The 20,375-nt window shown below is 45.4% G+C and carries 14 protein-coding genes; 12 read left to right on the forward strand and 2 right to left on the reverse strand.

From position 1 onward, the window contains the following. Nucleotides 1-18: 18 nt before the first annotated feature. Together KUA46_RS01750 and KUA46_RS01755 are read right to left on the reverse strand one after the other, a co-directional pair. On the reverse strand, nt 19-2,376 hold the full coding sequence (locus tag KUA46_RS01750) for a cellulase family glycosylhydrolase (RefSeq protein ID WP_218486778.1): 2,358 nt from the start codon (nt 2,374-2,376) through the stop codon (nt 19-21). Further along, a complete protein-coding gene (locus tag KUA46_RS01755) occupies nt 2,373-2,828 on the reverse strand; it encodes a T9SS C-terminal target domain-containing protein (RefSeq protein WP_153104234.1) in 456 nt (151 codons plus the stop codon). The genes KUA46_RS01750 and KUA46_RS01755 overlap by 4 nt, the downstream gene beginning before the upstream one ends. 264 nt (nt 2,829-3,092) lie before the next feature. Between KUA46_RS01755 and KUA46_RS01760 the strand changes: the two genes are divergently transcribed. The 12 genes from KUA46_RS01760 (at nt 3,093) to KUA46_RS01815 (ending at nt 20,343) form a co-directional block, all read left to right on the forward strand. Continuing rightward, the gene (locus KUA46_RS01760) at nt 3,093-4,070 is read left to right on the forward strand and encodes a hypothetical protein (RefSeq protein WP_153104235.1); all 978 of its coding nucleotides are present in this window, start codon (nt 3,093-3,095) and stop codon (nt 4,068-4,070) included. Nucleotides 4,071-4,365: 295 nt separating this feature from the next. Then, the gene (locus tag KUA46_RS01765; protein ID WP_218486777.1) at nt 4,366-7,566 is read left to right on the forward strand and encodes a SusC/RagA family TonB-linked outer membrane protein; all 3,201 of its coding nucleotides are present in this window, start codon (nt 4,366-4,368) and stop codon (nt 7,564-7,566) included. Nucleotides 7,567-7,593: 27 nt separating this feature from the next. Next, on the forward strand, nt 7,594-9,354 hold the full coding sequence (locus tag KUA46_RS01770) for a RagB/SusD family nutrient uptake outer membrane protein (RefSeq protein ID WP_228115263.1): 1,761 nt from the start codon (nt 7,594-7,596) through the stop codon (nt 9,352-9,354). A 28-nt stretch (nt 9,355-9,382) separates the two neighbouring features. Further along, on the forward strand, nt 9,383-10,624 hold the full coding sequence (locus tag KUA46_RS01775) for a glycan-binding surface protein (RefSeq protein WP_153104237.1): 1,242 nt from the start codon (nt 9,383-9,385) through the stop codon (nt 10,622-10,624). 13 nt (nt 10,625-10,637) lie between these two features. Further along, on the forward strand, nt 10,638-12,131 hold the full coding sequence (locus tag KUA46_RS01780) for a glycosyl hydrolase (RefSeq protein WP_153104238.1): 1,494 nt from the start codon (nt 10,638-10,640) through the stop codon (nt 12,129-12,131). Between the two features lie 290 nt (nt 12,132-12,421). Then, entirely contained in the window at nt 12,422-13,711 is a 1,290-nt protein-coding gene (locus KUA46_RS01785) for an acetylxylan esterase (protein WP_218486819.1), read from the forward strand. Between the two features lie 4 nt (nt 13,712-13,715). After that, nucleotides 13,716-14,876, forward strand: a complete 1,161-nt coding sequence (locus KUA46_RS01790; protein WP_256625003.1) for a glycoside hydrolase family 26 protein — start codon at nt 13,716-13,718, stop codon at nt 14,874-14,876. Nucleotides 14,877-14,971: 95 nt separating this feature from the next. After that, nucleotides 14,972-16,144 (forward strand): glycoside hydrolase family 130 protein, encoded by a 1,173-nt coding sequence (locus tag KUA46_RS01795; RefSeq protein ID WP_218486776.1) that lies wholly within the window; start codon nt 14,972-14,974, stop codon nt 16,142-16,144. A 129-nt stretch (nt 16,145-16,273) separates the two neighbouring features. Continuing rightward, complete coding sequence (locus KUA46_RS01800; RefSeq protein ID WP_153093840.1) at nt 16,274-17,617, forward strand: MFS transporter; 1,344 nt, start codon at nt 16,274-16,276, stop codon at nt 17,615-17,617. Nucleotides 17,618-17,658: 41 nt separating this feature from the next. Then, the gene (locus tag KUA46_RS01805; protein WP_218486775.1) at nt 17,659-18,840 is read left to right on the forward strand and encodes an AGE family epimerase/isomerase; all 1,182 of its coding nucleotides are present in this window, start codon (nt 17,659-17,661) and stop codon (nt 18,838-18,840) included. A 178-nt stretch (nt 18,841-19,018) separates the two neighbouring features. Then, on the forward strand, nt 19,019-19,636 hold the full coding sequence (locus KUA46_RS01810; RefSeq protein ID WP_022121469.1) for a deoxynucleoside kinase: 618 nt from the start codon (nt 19,019-19,021) through the stop codon (nt 19,634-19,636). Between the two features lie 80 nt (nt 19,637-19,716). Further along, nucleotides 19,717-20,343: a deoxynucleoside kinase gene (locus tag KUA46_RS01815; RefSeq protein WP_117587062.1), complete on the forward strand. Its 627-nt coding sequence runs from the start codon at nt 19,717-19,719 to the stop codon at nt 20,341-20,343. Nucleotides 20,344-20,375 lie beyond the last annotated feature (32 nt).

A 20,375-nucleotide genomic window follows, 5' to 3' on the forward strand; every position in this document is an offset into this window, starting at 1 on the left:
AACAGATACGTCGCGATGTTATTCATTATAAGCCTTTTTCATGGCTTCCACTACTGTAGGGAGTGTCCACTGAGGAACCGTTCTGTCTTTTTCGCTGAAGATGCTCATCCAGTAGAAGGTCGCTACGCCGTATGCCTTTGCCTGCTTCACGATGTCGGCAGCCTGGTCGGCAGCAGCCTGAATCTCGCTGGCAGAACTGGTTTTGCTGACACTCTTGCTTCCGTGAGTACCATATTCACCGATGATGCAAGGAATGCCCTTGCTGATGAACTTCTTGTTCAGGCGGGTGAACATATTCTTGATTTCATTGCTGCAGGAAGCATCCCACTTGCCTTTCTGGGCAAACCAGTCCCATGGAGCATAGGTGTGAACTTCTACTGCGATATGACCATCCACCTTGTCGGTAGGGATGGCGAGGTTGTTCAATACGTCGTCACCATTAGCTGCAGCATAGGTATTGATGATGAGGTTGCGGGTCTCGTTGTTGCCACCGGTAGCACGTACTGCATTCACAAAGCTCTGGGCATATCCGTTCAAACCCTTATAGCTGCTAGCATTCTTTGGCGCATTCCAGGTGTTGTCAGCATCTAGCATCTCGTTGTAGCCTTCGAAGAGCAGGTGCTGGTCGTAGTTCTTGAAACGGGTGGCAATCTGAGTCCAGAGATATTCAAACTTCTCCTTGTTCTCCTTATAGTTGGCTTCATCAGCTTTGATCCAGTGCTTTACTTTCTCATCGTCTGCACCTGTATCATGGTGAACATTCAGGATGCAGTACATTCCGTTATCAATGACGTAATCAACGATTTCCTGTATTCTGTTCATCCAGGCTTCATCCACGGTTCCGTCTGCCTTCATGTGCTGGAACCAGGTAACGGGGATGCGGACGGAATTAAAACCGTTCTTCTTCAGGAAATCTACCATCGGTTTGGTCGTTGGCTCCTGTCCCCAAGCTTTCTCGAAATCAGTAACAGAATTGCTGTTCATGTTCATCCACATGGCTACTACATCTGTGCAGTTGCCGAAATTGGTACCGATGCCCATGTTCTTCACAGCATCTACTGCGCTTTCCTCTACGTAGTTGGCATTCAGGTTCACCTGGTCACGGGTAATCACGTTCTTGCTGCTCAATGCTGCCTTCCACCAGTCGTTGGATGGCATGTTGCTTCCATACCAAGGCATGAAGAAGCTCCATTTTGCACCGGCGTTCCATGCTTCGTCAATACCTGCGGTAGCTGTCTTGTTGTTGGCATCAGTTCCGCACTCAGCCAGAGCGATGAGTTTACCAGGATAGCGTGCCTGAATCTCCTTGAACTCCTGAGCCTGCTTGGCAGCATCATAACCGTAGAGGTCGCGACCGATGATATCTACATACTTGTCGCCAGGATACCAGTCGGCATCATTGTTATAGGTATTGGCATCGCCATTGTAATTCTGTGTGGTCCAAGCCCAAATCAAGTTGTGGATTCCCTTGTTCTGGAAGTAATCAAACATGGTCTGCCAAAGCTTCTTGTAAGTTTCAGCACCATTATATCCCCACCAGAACCAGGACTTACCCCAGCTGGCACCTGATTTCAGACAGGCATTACCGGCAGCCTCATGGAAAGGACGCCAAACGGCAACAACGCCTGCATCCTGCAACTTCTGCAGAACTTCCACCACCTTGTCCATCTCCTGATAGAACCATTTGTTCTCCCAAGAGCCAGCAGTAAATACGTTGGCTGCCTTGAAGGATGTTTCGGATGGGGTGCAGGTCACACCGCTTCCATCTGTTCCCAGAGTGGTGCTTTCTGTCTTAGGCACGTTGAAGTGCCACATCAGCGATACCAGTCCGCCCTGGTCTGCCCAGTTGGTGACAGGAGTGATGTCGTTGTAGTTGATCCAGCCGTTGGAACCCTGCTTAGGAACATAGATATGGATGAAGTCATAGCAGTTCATGGCAGGATATTTGCCTGTTGCCTTATAGATTTTGTCTGCTTCCTGGGTGTTCCAGTTAACGTTGGCGATGACCGAAGAGAGGGTCTTGCTGCCATAGTTCAGCTGCAGATATTTGTAGAGACGTTTGGTCTTTTCTCTAGCAGAAGGGTCTGCGAGATTTACATCGTCCACTTCGCTTTCGTGATAGATAGAGAAGGTGATATTGTTGATCTTGTTGATGTCATAAGTTTCTTTTGCTCCGGTATCTTGCCCATTCAGATAGATTTCCAGTTGGTTGTTGACATTATGCTTCATGCTGCTGACCGTTTTTCCTTTGCCGGTCAGATTCCATTCTGCTTGCTTTCCTTCTGAATTGTTGATGGTAATTTTGAAACGTTCAGTCTGTGCCAAGGCAGTGAATGAAATCATTACTGCCAGGAGTGAGAGTAATATCTTTTTCATTGTCTTGCTACTTTTATGGATTTGTTGTTTATTTTAATAAGGTATACGCCATGAGTCAACTCATCCAGCGGAATGATAGTTTTGCCATCAGCTGTGATAGGGGAGAGTTTGATGTTCTTTCCGTCCAGTGCGAAGGCGCTCACTTTGTTATTGGTACCGTCTACGATGATGCGGTCACCTTCGAAGGCAAACTTGTTGTTGTTTTCTACCTGCTTGATGCCTGTTGTTGTACCATAAGTGAAGGTGGAAACCTTCCATAGTTCGTAACTGGCAGTAGTAGCTGTAGATTTTACAGTCATCTTATCATCTCCGAAGGTTACTTCCGGTAGAGTGCTCAGTGCAAACTCTATCTTGCTACCATCGTTGAATGATACGAACAGCGACTTGCCGTCGGCAGCTTTGGCTGAGATGCAGCTCAGAGCTACCAGTAAGGATAATGCTATTTTCTTCATATTGGGTTTTGTTATGGTTAAAATCAAAAATAGGGTGCCGTTGATGTAACTGCGCTGCAAAAATACGAATTATATTTAGATAAATTGCATCAAATTCTAAAAAAAATGGCATGTAGAAAGAATAGTATTGATAATGAGCAAGATAATATTACTTCTTTTCGGCATTTTCTTGTAACTTTGCAACCGTGAATGGTAAATTAGTTCATGTAATAGAATAAACAATTAGATTTTTAAATTTTTAAACCTATAAAATATATAAAGCTTATGAAAAAGTTATTTACTTTAGTGTGTGGATTGGCAATGGCGCTTTGCGCTAACGCTGCTGAGCAGATTTCAACAGCCTTCGGTTCTTGGGGTGATGGATGTACTGTAGAGGGTAATACGCTGACCTTTACCGAAGCATGGAAGGGTGCTGGAGTCGGTTTTGTTACTGGTGATGGTGAGACAGAACCAAAGAAGTGTACAGACTTCTCTGACTATGATTATCTTTGGGTAACATTCAGTGAGTCTACCTGTGATTTTAAGTTGTGTACTCAATATACTACAGGTTATAATAATGATGTTACAGTAGAGGCTATTGCAGGTACCTTAGTTTTGGGCGTTAAGTTGAATGAGGAGTATAGTGATCAGTTTGCACAATATTATCTTCAGGCTAAGAATACTGGTAAACTTGTTGTTACTGGAGCGTATGTAGGTACTGAAGAGGAGTACAAGGCTGTATTGGCAGGTAACAAACCTCAGAAGTCAGATTTGAATCTCGGTGATTTGGGAAGTGGTTGGGGTAACTCTACTTATGATGCTGCCTCAAAGACAGTAACTATTGTTGATGACTGGTCTGGTAAGGGTTGGTATTTTGGAACGGCTGATTACAGTAACTTTGATAAAGTAGTTGTCAGCTTCGCTGCTCCTACTGCTACTAATGGTAAGTTGGTTGTTGAGTATAATGGTGGTGCTGCTGCTAGCGAGGCTGAATTCGCAGAAGGTGCTACATCTGTAGAGTTACCTCTTGATGCTGCTGCCAAGAGCTCTGTAAAGCAGGTCTATCTTCAGGGTCCTGCTGGTGCTCAGTTTGTTTTGGCAAGTGCTTACGTTTGTGTAAAGGATTATGTAGCAACAGGTATCTCTCAAGCTGTTGCTGTTCCTGCAGCTAAGTCTTCAAAGGTGTTCAATCTCGCAGGTCAGCAGGTTGGCAAGTCTTACAAGGGAGTTGTTATCAAGAATGGTAAGAAGTACGTTCAGTAATCTCTGCGGTAAAGACGTGATTGTTATGTTTTGCGTTTAAACGCAATAATAGAATACAAATAAGTATTAGGGGTGATAAGTTCATTTAGGGTGGATTTATCACCTTTTTTTTATCAAAAGCAAATAAATGTTAGTAATCGGCAAAATAATATCATATAGTATTGAATAATAGTATTAACTTTGCAACCGAAATGAAATACAAAAACAATCAGCTAAATGATAATACATTTTGATTTCGACGAATAAACAATATGATAATGACAACGATTTCAATTAACAACAATAATAATAATTTATGAAAAGAATAGTTTTTGCTTTCTTGGCGCTTGTTATGAGCTGCCAGCTTTTCGCCCAGAATAAGTTGACGGGTACCATCCTGGATGGTAGCATGAACAATGAACCTCTGATTGGTGCAAGCATTATCGTGGAAGGCACTGGTACTGGAGGTGTTTCCGACATGGATGGTAATTTCAGTATTACTCTGCCTAAGGGTAAGACACGTATCAAGGTGTCTAGTGTGGGTATGAAGACCCAGGTCATCAATGTGGCTGGTAAGTCGCATATAACCATTACGATGCAGGAAGATTTCAAGGTGATGGATGAAGTCGTAGTCGTAGGTTATGGTACGATGAAGAAGAGCGACTTGAGCGGTGCCTTGAGTTCCCTGAAGGGTGAAGACCTGATGAAGGGTGGTGCGCTCGATCTGGCTCATGGTATGCAGGGTAAGGTGGCCGGTGTGCAGATTAACCAGAGCGATGGTGCTCCTGGTGGTGGTATGAGTATCGTGGTACGTGGTGCCAATTCATTCTCCACCTCTTCTCAACCTCTTTATATTGTAGATGGTATCCCATTCGATACCGGTTCAACTCCAAGCAATGGTGCTACTCAGAATGAGCAGGGCAGTAACCCTTTGAGCATGATCAACCCTCATGATATCGAGAATATCGAAATCCTGAAAGATGCCTCAGCTACAGCTATTTATGGTTCTCGTGGTGCTAACGGTGTCGTTATCATCACTACCAAACGTGGTAAGGCCGGTAAGCCAAAGGTGGAGTTCTCTGGCAACTGGGGCTTCTCTCATATCTCTAAGAAGATTGATATGCTGGATCCTGTTACTTATGCCCGTTATCAGAACGAGCAGGTTATCAGCGACCAGTATTATCTGGGTTCTAATAAAACAAACTTGGCATATCCTGGTACATGGGGCTATCAGTATTATAATGATGGTCACATTAATTATAATACAGGTAAGTATACCGGTAAGCCTGAGGATTATGCTCATCCAGGCTGGTACTATGATGAGTATGGCAACTCTACCCAGATTGATGTAGCTGATTGGCAGGATGAGATTTTTCAGACTGCTTTCCAGCATGATTACAACCTCAGCGTGAGCGGTGGTGATGACAAGGGTTACTATTCATTCTCTGGCAACTATGCCAAGCAGGACGGTACCATCAAGAATTCAGGCTACGAGCGTTATGCACTTCGTGCCAACATCGCACGCCATATCTACAGTTGGTTGAAAATCGGTACTAACCAGAGCTTCACCAACAGTACTACTAATTTTGCCAACACATTGAGTTACAATACCGGTGTTGTACGTTCTGCGTTGCTGTTCCCTCCAACCTACGGTCCTAACACGGATACAACCCAGATGGATGATCTCAACTGGTTGGCTGCGAATCCTACAGCTTATGTAAACGGCGCCAAGGATGAGTTGCATAGCATCAACTATTTCAGCAGTTCCTTCGTTGAAATCAAGCTGTTCCCATTTCTGAAGTTCCGCCAGAACCTGGGTCTCTCTTATAATGATTCTCATCGTGGAAGCTATTACGACCGTCATACCCAGGAGGGTAAGGCTCCTACCAATGGTAAGGCTAGTCGTGCTGCTAATATCTGGAAGAGTCTGACTGCTGAGTCGCTCCTCACATTCGACTATACATTGGCTAAGGTTCATAAGTTTAACGCTGTGGCTGGTTTCACGGTAGAGAATGCGTCTTGGGACAACACCTCTATCCTGGCATCCAACTTCCCTGATGACTTGACAAAGGATAATGACTTGAGCCGTGCACTCGACAAGGCTACTCTCGCCAGCGACAAGGGTAATCAGCGCCTTGCTTCTTTCCTGGGTCGTATCAATTACACCTTGATGGATAAGTATCTGTTCACTGCCAGTGTACGTTCTGATGGTTCTTCTAAGTTTACTGACAAGAACAAGTGGGCTACCTTCCTTTCAGGTGCCTTCGCTTGGCGTGCATCTGAGGAGAAGTTCATCAAGGATTTGAACATCTTCTCTAACCTGAAGTTCCGTCTCTCTTATGGTGAGACTGGTAACCAGGGTATCGGTTCTTATCGTACCTTGCCTCAGCTCGGTGTTGCCAACTATCCATTCAACGGCAGCATTCAGAGTGGTTCGGCTATGGTTTCATGGCGCGGTCCTGTAGATTCAGATATCAAGTGGGAGACCACTGCTCAGTATAACCTCGGTGTTGACTTCGGATTGTTTAACAACCGCCTGACCTTCACTGCCGACTATTATTACAAGAAGACCCGCGACTTGCTGCAGGAGGTGAAGATTCCTTCTTCTACAGGTTTCTCTAACAAGTTGACCAACTCGGGTAATGTAACCAACAAGGGTCTTGAGTTGACATTGGGCATCACTCCTGTTGACAGCCACGGCTGGCATTGGAACATCAATGCGAACCTGGCATTCAACAAGAATGAGATTGGCGGCTTGAATGGTGACCAGTATGCCAACACCTTGTGGGATGGTGCAGATAACGTGTTTATACAGCGCAATGGTTGCCCTATCGGTGCCATCTATGGCTATGTAGAGGATGGATTCTATAACAATGAAGCAGCCGTACGTGCCGATCCGCAGTATACCTTTGCAAGTGCAGCAAACGTGAAGTCGAAGATTGGTGAAATCCGTTACCTTGACCTCAATCATGATGGCAAGATTACCGAGGCAGACCGTACCATCATCGGTGATACCAACCCAGACTATACATGGGGCTTGACCAACAACCTGACATGGAAGGATCTGTCTCTCAGCTTCATGCTTCAGGGTTCTCATGGTAACGATATCTTCAATGGTAACTTGCAGGATATAAAGTTGGGTAACATCGGTAATATTACTGTGGATGCCTATAATACCCGTTGGACAGCCGACAACTACGAAAATGCCAAGTGGCCTAAGGCTTCTTCTGGCTACGAGCGTAATTTCCTGGTAAGTAACCGCTATGTAGAGGATGGCAGCTATATCAAGTTGAAGAACATCAGCTTGACCTACAACTGGAATCATCCTTTCAAGAGCGTAGGCTTGGAGCGCTTGCAGTTTAGCTTCACTGCCACCAACGTATTCACTATCACAGACTACAGTTGGTATGACCCAGATGTAAATGCATTCGGTAGCGACTCTTCTCGTCGTGGTGTGGATATCTACTCTTATCCATCAGCCCGTACATTCACATTTGGTATCAATGCAACTTTCTAAAGATACACATATTTTAAATATAGAATTATGAAAAGATTAAATAAATATATACTGTCGGCCATGTTGCTGGGTTGCGGTGCTATGGTTACCACTTCCTGTAATGATTATCTGACAGAGAAGCCTGAAAGTATGGTTGGTCCTGACAATGTCGGTGACTCAAAAGAGGCTGTTGATACTTGGGTGACAGGTGTTTATAGCAACTGGCTTTACGATATGTTCGTTTGGGGTGAGTTCCCTAAGGTGTTGGAACTTGATGCTGACTATATTTCCGGTCCAGACTGGCTGTTTGGTACTCTGGGTGCTGGTAACTTCCAGGCTGAGTCTGCATTGGACAAGATGTGGAAGGGGCCTTACAATCTGATTAATGATGCCAATATCGCTGTGCGCTATATCTCAGCCATGAGCAATGTGAGCGAGGATTACAAGAACAATGCCATCGGCGAGTGCTACTTCCAGGAAGCTTTTGCTTACTTCATGCTGGTTAGAGCTTACGGACCTATTCCATATATGGCTACCGACGTGAGTGCCAGTGGTGAGTTCATGCACAGCCGCCGTCCGGTGAAGGAGATTTACGGTCACATCATCGATTTGCTGACCAAGGCTTCTGATTTGATGTACCATCGTGATAACAACAAGTATCAGGAGGGTCATGTCAATGCCGGTTCTGCTGCAGGTTTGTTGGCTAAGGTATATGCTACCATGGCTTCTGCTGCCATGCCGGTAGGCACTGAGGTGAATGTACGTACCGGAGAGCCTTTCCGCACGGTAACAGTGAATGGCAAGGAATACAAGCTCTATCGTACTCCAGCCACCGAGACATTCAGAAAGACTCAGGTAGACGGATATCAGGATATGGATCCGCATGAGCTTTACACCGAGGCTGCTAAATGGGCTAAGAAGGTGATTGACGGCGAGTTTGGGCCATACGAGTTGAGTGCATACAACAATCTGTGGTCTCGTAACCATCGCACAGATTCAGAGATGATGTGGGGCGTACGTTCTGCCATTTCTTCAGCTTCTGACAACTATCGTACCAATGTTCACACCACCTACTCGGGTTATAAGGAGAGTGCAGGTAGCGAGTTCCTCACTTCTGGTGGATGGGTAGGCTGTACCAATGCATGGTATCAGCTTTTCGATGACCAGGACTTGCGTATTGTGAAGGGTGTACGTCACACCTGGAGATATTATTACCAGGAAGAGTATAACGGATGCTTCTATTATCCACAGTCTTGGTGTGAGAAGATTACCGGTAATGATGTTTATGGCAACTATGTACGTGAACCGGATGCAGAGTACAAGAATACGGGTATGGCATACCAGTACAACCAGGGCAGTGAGTGTCTGGCATTCACCACCAAGTATGATGACTGTGAGAATGATGCCTTGGAGTATCCAGACAGTTACTGGCCATTCCTGCGCTATGCCGATGTACTCCTGATTTATGCTGAGGCAGAAACCGAGTTGGGCAACCTGGAAGAGGCGATGAAGTATCTCAATGTAGTTCGCAAGCGCTCGAATGCCACATTGATGAGTGCCGTATCTACCCAGACCGGTATGCGAAGCAGCATCCTGGAAGAGCGTGCCAAGGAGTTTGCCTGCGAGGGCGACCGCCGTTGGGACCTGATTCGTTGGGGTATCTATCTCCAGGCAATGAATGCCATCGGAGGTCGTGATGAGGCAAATATCAACAAGGCTCGTACAGAGCGCAATCTGCTTTATCCAATCCCAGCAGATGAAATCAATGTTAATGATAGCATCTCATCCAACAACCCAGGTTGGAATTAATGTGTAATTCTTTTAAAAGAAGATAATTATGAAGATTAATATCAAAAATATCAGTCTATCTGCGATGGCAATCATCGCTTTTGCATCATGCAGTGATGTGGTAGATTACTCTGTGCCAGATAGAACCTCCAACAGTGGAGCGCCTGCTATCAGCCAGATTTATGATGTGCAGGATACTGGTTATGTGGCACCGCTCAATGGCGGTGTGCTCAACCAGATGATTCACATCAAGGGACAGAACCTGGCTAATGCCAAGAAGATTCGCTTCAACGACGTTGATGTAGATGTCCGTCAGGTTTATGCAACAACCGATGAGGCGTGGGTCAAGATTCCACGTGTCATTCCTGGTGTGCAGAACGATATCCTCCTCTATGAGACAGATAAGGGAACAACGGAAATTAATTTCCCGGTTTCTATTCCTAGCGTAGAGATTGAAGGATTGAAGAACGAGTTTGCTCTACAGGGCAACCAGGTTCAGATCACTTCCGATTATATGGATCTCTATGGATTCAATGATACCACAGAGACAAGTCCTGCAAAGGTATATATCGAGAATGTGGATGCCGGCTACAGAAAGGAAATCCATTGTGATTCCTGCTCAGAGAAATTCACCAGCATCGTGATTCCTGAGGATTGCCCAGACAATTCACTGATTCATTTCTCATGGCATGAGATTAGTGGGGACAAGACAGTAACGATTCCTTATCGCATGACAGACCAGCTGATGTTCGGTGATTTCACCGGCGACCTCGGTTGGTGGAACGATTGGGGCAAGGGACTTGTTACAGATGGTACCAAGAGTGGCGACCCAGAGTCGCTCGGTTTCGGTTTCCTCCGTGTCAAGGGTACCTATGATGCATGGTCATGGAACAGTACTGGTTTCGGTTGCAACTGGAAATGGTTTGATGCCTCGGCTCACCCAGAGAACTATGTGCTGAAGTTTGAGGTGGCTACCAATTCTTCTAATCCATTCAACAACTATGGTGACAATGGTGCCAGCGGCAGTAAGAATGGTGGATACAACTTCACCCTGCAGGCTGGTGGCGAAGGAAGATGCCAGTTTGACCCAGTATCTATGGGTATCAACAATACCTATGGTAAATGGGTAACTGTATCTATTCCTCTTACAGATGTCTTGAAGGGTGGCAGCCTGCCTACAGAGGCAGACCAGTTTGTTGCATTGGAATTCGTGATGCAGCCTAATACGGCTGATGCCTGGAATGTGGACCATTGCTTCGGTCAGTTCCGTATTGAACCAAAGAAATATTAAAGACTTTTAGATTATGAAGAAGATATTATTTTTATGTGCAGCGATGTTGGCTATGACCTTTGCTGCATGTTCTGACAACGACACCGATTACTTGCCTGCTCGTCATTTCGACGATGCGACGGCACCATCGGTGGTGTCAGTTTCGCCAGAAGATGGAGCTTCTGAACTCGATACCTTCGTCAATGTGGTTGTCACATACGATGAGCCTGTATACGCAGCTCCTAACACGACGATTAAAGTATATACCGATGACTCCACCTTTTATTATGTGGATGATACCCTTTCTTATACTGAGGGTAATCAGCTAATTATTCCTTTGCATGCAAAGGCTGCCACGAATTATAAGATTCAGATCATGAAGCCTTCGGTGCGTGACAGTTCGTATAATTTCGCTTCTGAGTATACATTCAGTCTCTCTACCCGTGCTTACAACAACTGGGATGCAGAACTGTTTGACATTACTCCTGACTTGTGTAACGCCAATGCTACAGAGGCAACCAAGAAGCTCTATGCTTACCTGGTGGAGAATTTCGGAAAGAAGACCCTTGCCGGTGCGATGGCTAATGTAAACTGGAATACGGAGAATGCAGAGAAGATGTATGAACTCACAGGCAAGTATCCTGCACTCAACTGTTTCGACTTCGTTCACTTCAACAACAGTAAGCCATTGAGCAGTTCTAGTTGGATAGACTATACCAACACAAGCGTAGTAGAGGACTGGTATAACAACAATGGTATCGTAGAATGCATGTGGCACTGGAATGTTCCTGCATCTGAGGATAAGATTAACGACGTTTCTTCTTATTCGTTCTATGCAGAGAAGACCTCTTTCACCTGTAGACGAGCTGTAAGAAATGGTACTTGGGAGAATAATCGCGTAAAGCGCGACTTGAATGTCATTGCCGATTATCTCCTGGCTCTTCAGGCAAAGGGTATCCCTGTTATCTGGCGTCCTCTTCATGAGGCTCGTGGTAACTATGGTAAGTGGGGTGATTCCGGCAAACCTTGGTTCTGGTGGGGATCTAATGGTCCTGTTCAGTTCAAGAAACTCTGGAAACTGATGTATGATACCTTCAAGGAGAAGGGCGTGAATAACTTGATTTGGGTCTGGACTTCTGAAGGTTACTATCAGGATGAGAATGACAAGACTATCACCAATGATATGGACTGGTATCCAGGAGATGAGTATGTAGATATCATCGCACGTGATTACTACTGCAATAGCCAGAAGACTCCTTATCATTCATCTTTTGCTCAGGAGTATGAGGAACTTCGCAAGATTACCAATGGTAAGAAGCTGATTACACTGGGTGAGTGTGATGCCATTCCTTCTATTGAGAATATGTTCACCGATGGAGCGATGTGGAGCTGGACTATGCCTTGGTATGGTAAGGATGCCGATGGCATTGATTACTTCAACAGTTCATACAATACATCAACTTTCATGAAGAATTTCTTCAATAACAAGAATGTGATTACCCGTGATCAGGTTCCAAGTTTCAAATAATAGTTTGAACGAATCAATCATGAATTATATAATTAAGGTGGCAAATCCCATTAAAAAGGGATTGCCACCTTTTTTAGTGTATATTTTTAGGTAATTTAATGATATAATAATGCTTTTTTTTATGCTTTGAAAAGAAAGTGTAATCATTTAGCAAAATAGTACAAGGGTTATAGAAAGAATTGTGTTAACTTTGCAACCGTAAAACAGAATGTTTAACTAACAAGATTACCAACGACAATATGAATCATCGTATAGCAAATGTTTTTAGGTTAATAATTATAGGTGTTCTGATGAGTGTGCTGGGGACTTCAAGCCTCAGCGCACAAATCAGAGGAAACAACATCGTGGTAACGGTAACTCCTGACCATCAGGACTGGAATTATCGGGTAGGCGAGAAGGCTAATTTCACGGTGAATGTGAGAAAGAGCGGTACGCTACTCAACCAGGTGAAGGTTGATTACGAAGCCGGACCGGCAATGTTTCCGGAGGTGAAGAAAAGTACCACTCTCAAGGACGGAACCATGAAATGGTGCGGCAGTCTGAACAGACCGGGCTTCTACCGCCTCAAGGTTATCGCTCATGTTGATGGCAAGGATTACGAGGGACTTTGCACGGCAGGGTTTTCTCCAGAGAAGATCCAGCCTTTCGCACAGGAACCTAAGGATTTCGATGCTTTCTGGAAGAAGGCACTGGATGAGGCAAGACAGAATGACCTCTATCCTACCAAGGTGCTTCTGCCTGAGCGTTGTACCAAGGATAAGAATGTATATGAAATCAGTTATAACAACAACCGATGGGGCTCTAAGATGTATGGCATCCTGAGTGTCCCGGTAAAAGAAGGTAAGTATCCGGCTTTGCTCCGTGTACCTGGTGCGGGTGTGCGCCCTTATGCCGGCGATACTTATACGGCTCCTGCTGAATGCATCGTACTGGAAATCGGTATTCATGGTGTTCCTGTTACCATGCAGCAGAAGATTTATGATGATCTTGCCAATGGCGAACTGAATGGTTACTGGGATACCAATCTCGAGAATCCTTATCGCAATGCTTACAGACGGGTAGTAACCGGTGCTGTTCGTGGTGTGGATTATATTGCTTCGCTTCCTGAGTGGAACGGGAAGACTATCGGTGTAACGGGTTCTTCACAGGGTGGATTCCTTTCCATCGCTGTGGCAGCTCTCGACAAGCGAATCACTTTCCTGGCTCCTGTTCATGATGCTATGTGTGATTATGAAGCTGAGATTCACGGAGTTGCAGGCGGATGGCCTCACTACTTCTATAAGGAAGACAAGGCGCAGGGGGCTGCATGGAAAGAGCAAAAACTTACAGATTTGGAAAAGGCAAGACTCGAAGGTGCACGCTATTATGATGGCGTCAACTTCGCCCGTTGTATCACCGTTCCTGGCTGGTACAGTTTCGGTTATAATGATGAGGTGGTTCCGCCAACATCGTCTTACGGACTTTATAATTCGGTAAAAGCGCCAAAGACCTTGAGTCTGTACCAGATGACCGGTCATTACTGGTATCAGGAGCAGTGGGATGAATGGCAGGCTTGGATTATTCAGCAATTAAAGAAATAGATATATGATAGGAAAAAGAATTTTGATTGGTGCAGCTTGCCTCATGGCGATGCAAGGAGCAATGGCACAGGTTGATGGCGTTACGGGCGCATCAGTCCAGACTGCCAATACTTCCAGCTGCAAGGATAAAAAGCAATGTTGCAATACTCCGGCAGAGCAACTGAAGGTCAGACTGCAGAAATTACTGAACAAGGGAATCATGCTCGGTCATCAGGATGATCCGGTGTATGGTACTACTTGGAAATGGGATGAAGGAAAGAGCGATGTATTACTCACTACAGGTGATTATCCTGCCGTGATGGGCTTTGATCTCGGAAAAATAGAGTTGGACAGCAAGGAAAACCTTGATGGCGTGTCTTTCGATCGTATGCGAAAAGAAATCATTGCCCAAAATGAGAGAGGAGGCATCGTTACTTTGAGTTGGCATCCTTGGAATCCGGTTACTGGCGAGAATGCCTGGGATCCGAAAGGTGATGCTGTGGCTGCAGTCCTGGATGGAGGCGCCCAGCAACAGAAGTTCGACGGATGGCTCAAGAAGGTTTCCGATTTCATCCTTTCTTTGAAGACAAACGATGGTAAACTGGTTCCTGTCATCTTCCGACCATGGCATGAAATGAATGGCGGATGGTTCTGGTGGGGAGCTAGCAGTTGCACACCTGTACAATATAACCAATTATACGTAAAAACCCTAAATATACTTACTAAAGCAGGGTGCAATAACATCGTTTGGGCTTGGTCACCAAATCTCAGCGACGAGAAGACGGTAGAAAAATTCCTGGAGCGATTCCCGGGAGAAAAGTATGTGGATATGCTGGGTGTTGACGTCTACGAGTTCGACAACAGCGATGCCAACTATCAGCAGAACCTTGCTGCTACACTCGATGTGCTGATGGAGGCAGCCAAGAAGGTTGGCAAGATTCCTGCCCTCACCGAAACGGGTTGCAGGGGTATCTCCAGCAAGAAGGATTGGTTTACCCAAACCCTTTGGCCTGTACTTCAGAAGTATCAGTTGAGTTATGTACTCTTCTGGCGTAATGCCTGGGACAAACCTCAGGAAGAGGCTTACCTCCCTGGAGTAGGCGATGGAGCCATCGTCGAGGACTTCAAGAAATTCAAGAAGGAAAAGAAAGTTCTCTTTGCCAAAGACATTGTAAAGGTTAAATAAATGTTGAATGTTGAATGTTGAATTGGCTTTAGTCCAATGTGCATTTTATACTCAACATTCAACATTCAACATTCAACATTAATATAAAATAAAATATGACTACATTTCAAGACAAAGTGAAAGCACTTCGCGCTCATCATGAGGAACTGTTGAGCCGTAAGAATGAACCCGTAGAGTGGGGAAATGGTATCTACGAAAAGTATAAGAACCCAATCCTCACCGCAGAACATACACCATTGGAGTGGCGTTACGACTTCGATGAGAAGAGCAACCCTTATCTCATGCAGCGCATCATGATGAATGCTACCCTCAATTCGGGTGCCATCAAGTGGAATGGTAAGTATCTCCTCGTTGTTCGTGTTGAGGGTGCTGACCGCAAGAGTTTCTTTGCCGTAGCAGAGAGTCCTAATGGTGTTGACAACTTCCGTTTCTGGGATGAGCCTATCACCATGCCGGAGGATGTTGTTCCTGCTACCAACATCTATGATATGCGACTCACAGCTCATGAGGATGGCTACATCTATGGCGTGTTCTGTGCAGAGCGTCATGATGATGCACAGCCTGGCGACCTCAGTGCTGCTACTGCTACTGCAGCCATCGCCCGTACCAAGGACCTGGTAAACTGGGAGCGCCTTCCTGACTTGAAGACCAAAAGCCAGCAGCGCAATGTGGTTCTCCATCCGGAGTTCGTTGATGGCAAGTATGCTTTCTATACCCGTCCACAGGATGGTTTCATCGATACAGGTTCTGGTGGTGGTATCGGTTGGGCTCTTGTTGATGATATCACTCATGCCGAAATCAAGGAAGAGAAGATCATCAATGCCCGTCACTATCATACCATCCAGGAGGTGAAGAACGGTGAGGGTCCTCATCCTATCAAGACTGATAAGGGCTGGTTGCATCTGGCTCACGGTGTTCGTGGCTGTGCCAGCGGTCTCCGCTATGTGCTCTATATGTACATGACTTCTCTTGAGGATCCTACAAAGGTGATTGCAGAACCAGGTGGATATCTCCTCGTACCGGAAGGTCCTGAGTATATCGGTGATGTAATGAACGTAGTCTTTGCCAATGGTTGGATTGCAGATGAGGATGGCAAGATATTCATCTACTATGCTTCTTCTGATACCCGCATGCATGTGGCAACTTCTACCATCGACCGATTGGTAGACTACTGCATGAACACACCAAAGGATGATTATCGTACTCAGTTCTCTGTAGAGAAGATCAAGGCTTTGGTAGCAAAAAATAAACAGACTTTAAGTAAATAAGTTTCAGGTATTAAGATTGTAGGGATTCGTACTCCTCATCCGTATTATTGAATATGGATAAGGGGCGAATCCCTTTTTTAGTAACATTCAACATTCAACATTCAACATTCAACATTAAAAATAAAAACAATGGCTCGTTTAAAAGAAAAAATAGCTTATGCATTGGGTGATGCCGCTGCGGGTGGTATTGTATGGAAGGTGATGTCTATCGCTTTTCCTCTGTTTTTTACAAATGTCTTCGGACTCTCGTTTGCGGATGCGGCAGTACTGATGCTCGTAGCCCGCATGTTCGATGTGGTTACTGACCCACTGATGGGTACTCTTGCCGACCGTACCCAGAGCCGTTTCGGTACCTACCGTCCTTGGCTCATCTATGGTGCCATTCCTTTCGGATTGATATTCGCCCTCTTGCTCTATACACCAGACTTCGGTCCTGTGGGCAAGCGAATCTATGCTTACGCCCTCTATCTGCTGATGATGGCGGTATATACCATGGTGAATGTGCCTTACGGCTCATTGCTCGGTGTGATGACCGAGGATGATGATGAGAAGAACCAGTTCTCTTCTTTCCGTATGGTGGGTGCTTATGCCATGGGATTCGTCACCCTGCTTTCTTTCCCTTATCTCCAGAAGATGGTAGGTGGTTCTGCCGCTCATCAGTATGCTGTCATTGGTGCCGTGCTCGGTATTATTGCTGCTGTGATGACATTGGCTTGCGGACTTCTTACCAAGGAACGTCTGAAGCCGAAGCGCGCTGAGAAGTTCTCATTCCATCAGTTTGCCGACCTCGTTCACAACAAGGCTTGGCTCTATATGACAGCCATCGCTGTGTGCACCAACTTCTTCAATGGATTCCGCTATGCCGTTGCTGGCTATATGTTCGATTACTGTCTGCATGGCAATGTAACCATCGAGGGACTGATTATCAACTATACCGTTTTCATGGCGTTTGGTGAAGTAACCTGTATGATTTTCGGTGGTGTATCTCCTTGGTTCACCCGTCTGGTAGGCAGCAAGCGCATGGCATTCTTCTGGGCTGCAGCACTCTGTCTGGTTCTCTCGGTTGTCTTCTTCTTCATCCCGATGGATCCGTCGTATATCTGGGTGATGATAGTTATCGTTATCCTTACCTCTATGGGTATCGGTATCTATTCGCCATTGATGTGGTCTATGTATGCCGATGTAGCCGACTATCATACCGAGCATTTCGGAACATCAGCTACAGGTCTTATCTTCTCTTCCGGTACGATGAGCCAGAAGTTTGGTACCGCCATTTCCGGTTCTCTCATTGCCCTCTTCCTGGGCTGGGCAGGTGCCAACATGATAACAGATAAGATGGGTAATACGATGATCGATCCAGCCAGTGTCACCGACTCTGTGCTTACGATGGTATGGTCGTTGTTCTCTCTCTTCCCAGCCGTCATCGCCTTCCTGCTGATGGTGCTGTCTTGGAAGTTCCCTATCCGCAAATAACTGTTTTAACATAACTAATAATCACTATTAAGAAAGGAAACATGGAAAATCTTAAAGAAACGATGCGGGATGTTCTGGAGAATAACATCCTCAGCTATTGGCTGACGAAAGTGAAAGATGAAGAAAACGGCGGCTTTTATGGACGTGTAGATGGTAACGACCAGGTACATCCTGAAGCCGAGAAGGGTGCGGTGATGAATGCCCGAATCCTCTGGGCGTTTTCTGCTGCCTATCGTGTCTTGAAGAAGCCGGAGTATCTTGAGGCTGCCACCCGTGCCAAGGATTATGTGCGCGATTATTTCCTCGACAGGGAATATGGCGGCATCTACTGGAGTGTTGACTATCAGGGCAATCCGCTCGATACCAAGAAGCAGACTTACGCCATCGGCTTTGCCATCTATGGTTTCTCGGAGTATGCCCGTGCAACAGGTGACAAGGAGGCGTTGGATATCGCCATTTCCCTGTATCATGACATCGAGAAGCATGCCTTTGATGCCAAGAACAACGGATATATCGAGGCATTGACCCGTGAGTGGAATCCGATTGCAGACATGCGTCTCTCTGATAAGGATGAGAATGGTTCCCGTACGATGAATACCCATCTGCATATCATCGAGCCATATACCAATCTTTATCGTGTATGGAAGACTCCGGAACTGGAGAAGAGCATCCGCAATCTGCTCGATATCTTCACCGATAAGCTTCTGAACAAGGAGACTTATCATCTCGACCTCTTCTTCAATGACGAGTGGGAGGGCAAGCGCAACATCGAGAGCTATGGTCATGATATTGAGGCGTCCTGGCTGCTCCACGAAACCGCGCTGGTTTTAGACGATAAGATATTGCTGCATAAGATAGAGCGCATCATCCGTCGTATAGCCGATGCTGCAGATGAAGGCTTACGTCCGGATGGCAGTATGGTTTATGAGCATTGGAAAGATGGAGATAAGTATGATCTCCAGCGCCAGTGGTGGGTGCAGTGCGAGAACATCATCGGACATATCGACCTCTATCAGTATTTCCGTACCGAAGAGAATCTTCTGGTTGCCATCTCCTGCTGGAACTATGTAGCCAAGCATCTGCTGGATAACAAGAACGGTGAGTGGCACTGGGCTATCCTGGAAGATGGTACGGTCAACAAGGAGGATGATAAGGCGGGTTTCTGGAAATGTCCTTACCACAACTCCCGCATGTGTCTCGAACTCATCGAACGTGACTATTAACATACAGATTCCCTGCAAGGCAGGAATAGAAAACAAAAATCCAAGCAAATCATATATTTGCTTGGATTTTTTTGTTTATCCCGATTTTTTATTGTACTTTTGCAGCCAATGTAGAATTGAGGGTGGTATCGCATCAAAAATTCAACATTCATCATTCAACATTAAACATTAAAAATAAATGTATATAGCAATAGCAGGAAATATCGGTAGTGGCAAGACAACACTCACCAAGATGCTTTCTAAACATTATGGATGGAAACAGTACTTGGAGCCCGTGGCTGAAAACCCCTATATCGATGACTATTACAAGGATATCTCGCGATGGGCTCTCAATATGGAGGTGTTCTATCTGAAGCAGCGATTCAAGAATCTGCTGGAAATCCAACACAGTAAAGAGACGGTTATCCAGGACCGCACCATCTTTGAGGGTGTTTATGTCTTTGCGGCCAACAACCGAAAGATGGGCAATATGGACCAGCGCGACTACGAGACTTATATGGAGCTTTTCGAGTCGATGATGGAAGTGGTGGAGATGCCTGAACTGATGATATATCTCCGTTCTTCAGTTCCTCACCTCGTGAAGAATATCCAGAAGCGCGGTCGTGATTATGAGCAGAAGATGCCTTTGGATTATCTGGAAGGTATCAACAATCTTTACGAAGATTTCATCATGAACAAGTATAAGGGCAAGGTGCTTATCGTAGAAGTTGATAATCTCGATTTCGAGCACAATCCCAAGCAGTTTGGTGAAATCGTAGATAAGATAGATGCCAAGCTCTTCGGGCTGTTCTCTTAAAGGTAAAAAAGTAAAAAAGAAAGAGTGGATGGCGTTAGCCCAATTCAACATTCAACATTTAACATTCAACATTACCAAAGATGCATATAGCAATAGCAGGAAATATAGGTAGCGGCAAGACAACATTAACCAAGATGCTTGCCAAGAGATATGGCTGGAAAGCTAATTTCGAGCCGGTAGATAATAATCCATATCTGGCTGATTATTACAAGGATATGGAACGTTGGTCGTTTAATCTTCAGATTTACTTCCTGAACAAGCGTTTCCATGATGTTGTGGAGATTTCCCGTTCAGAGCAGACCATCGTACAGGATAGAACCATCTTCGAGGATGCGCGTATCTTTGCGCCTAATCTTCATGATATCGGTATGATGAGCGACAGGGATTTCAAGAACTATACCGATCTCTTCGATCTGATGATTAGTCTGGTGAAACTCCCAGACCTGATGATATATATCAAGAGCAGCATTCCTACGCTCGTGAAGCATATCGAGAAGCGTGGCCGCGATTTCGAAAAGAGCATCCGCATCGATTACCTCCAGGGTTTGAACAAGCGTTATGAGGATTGGATCAAGGATTATAAAGGTCGCCTCATCATCATCGATGGTGATAATCTGGAGTTCGGAGAGAATCCTGAAGATTTCCGAAAGGTTACTGACCTGATAGATGCTGAGCTCTTCGGCCTGTTTGCTGAAAAGGAGGTTTAAAAGTAAAAAAGTAAAAGGGCAACCCCGCTAGG

The organism is Segatella copri (genome assembly GCF_019249765.2).
Taxonomy (GTDB): domain Bacteria; phylum Bacteroidota; class Bacteroidia; order Bacteroidales; family Bacteroidaceae; genus Prevotella; species Prevotella copri_K.

What these genes read in the sequence shown, in the direction of transcription:
- KUA46_RS01805 (WP_218486775.1), top strand. Translation starts at nt 17,659, where the DNA reads ATGGAAAATCTTAAAGAAACGATGCGGGATGTTCTGGAGAATAACATC.
- KUA46_RS01775 (WP_153104237.1), top strand. Translation starts at nt 9,383, where the DNA reads ATGAAGATTAATATCAAAAATATCAGTCTATCTGCGATGGCAATCATC.
- KUA46_RS01750 (WP_218486778.1), bottom strand. Translation starts at nt 2,376, where the DNA reads ATGAAAAAGATATTACTCTCACTCCTGGCAGTAATGATTTCATTCACT.
- KUA46_RS01770 (WP_228115263.1), top strand. Translation starts at nt 7,594, where the DNA reads ATGAAAAGATTAAATAAATATATACTGTCGGCCATGTTGCTGGGTTGC.
- KUA46_RS01800 (WP_153093840.1), top strand. Translation starts at nt 16,274, where the DNA reads ATGGCTCGTTTAAAAGAAAAAATAGCTTATGCATTGGGTGATGCCGCT.
- KUA46_RS01760 (WP_153104235.1), top strand. Translation starts at nt 3,093, where the DNA reads ATGAAAAAGTTATTTACTTTAGTGTGTGGATTGGCAATGGCGCTTTGC.
- KUA46_RS01785 (WP_218486819.1), top strand. Translation starts at nt 12,422, where the DNA reads ATGAGTGTGCTGGGGACTTCAAGCCTCAGCGCACAAATCAGAGGAAAC.
- KUA46_RS01795 (WP_218486776.1), top strand. Translation starts at nt 14,972, where the DNA reads ATGACTACATTTCAAGACAAAGTGAAAGCACTTCGCGCTCATCATGAG.
- KUA46_RS01810 (WP_022121469.1), top strand. Translation starts at nt 19,019, where the DNA reads ATGTATATAGCAATAGCAGGAAATATCGGTAGTGGCAAGACAACACTC.
- KUA46_RS01755 (WP_153104234.1), bottom strand. Translation starts at nt 2,828, where the DNA reads ATGAAGAAAATAGCATTATCCTTACTGGTAGCTCTGAGCTGCATCTCA.
- KUA46_RS01790 (WP_256625003.1), top strand. Translation starts at nt 13,716, where the DNA reads ATGATAGGAAAAAGAATTTTGATTGGTGCAGCTTGCCTCATGGCGATG.
- KUA46_RS01815 (WP_117587062.1), top strand. Translation starts at nt 19,717, where the DNA reads ATGCATATAGCAATAGCAGGAAATATAGGTAGCGGCAAGACAACATTA.
- KUA46_RS01765 (WP_218486777.1), top strand. Translation starts at nt 4,366, where the DNA reads ATGAAAAGAATAGTTTTTGCTTTCTTGGCGCTTGTTATGAGCTGCCAG.
- KUA46_RS01780 (WP_153104238.1), top strand. Translation starts at nt 10,638, where the DNA reads ATGAAGAAGATATTATTTTTATGTGCAGCGATGTTGGCTATGACCTTT.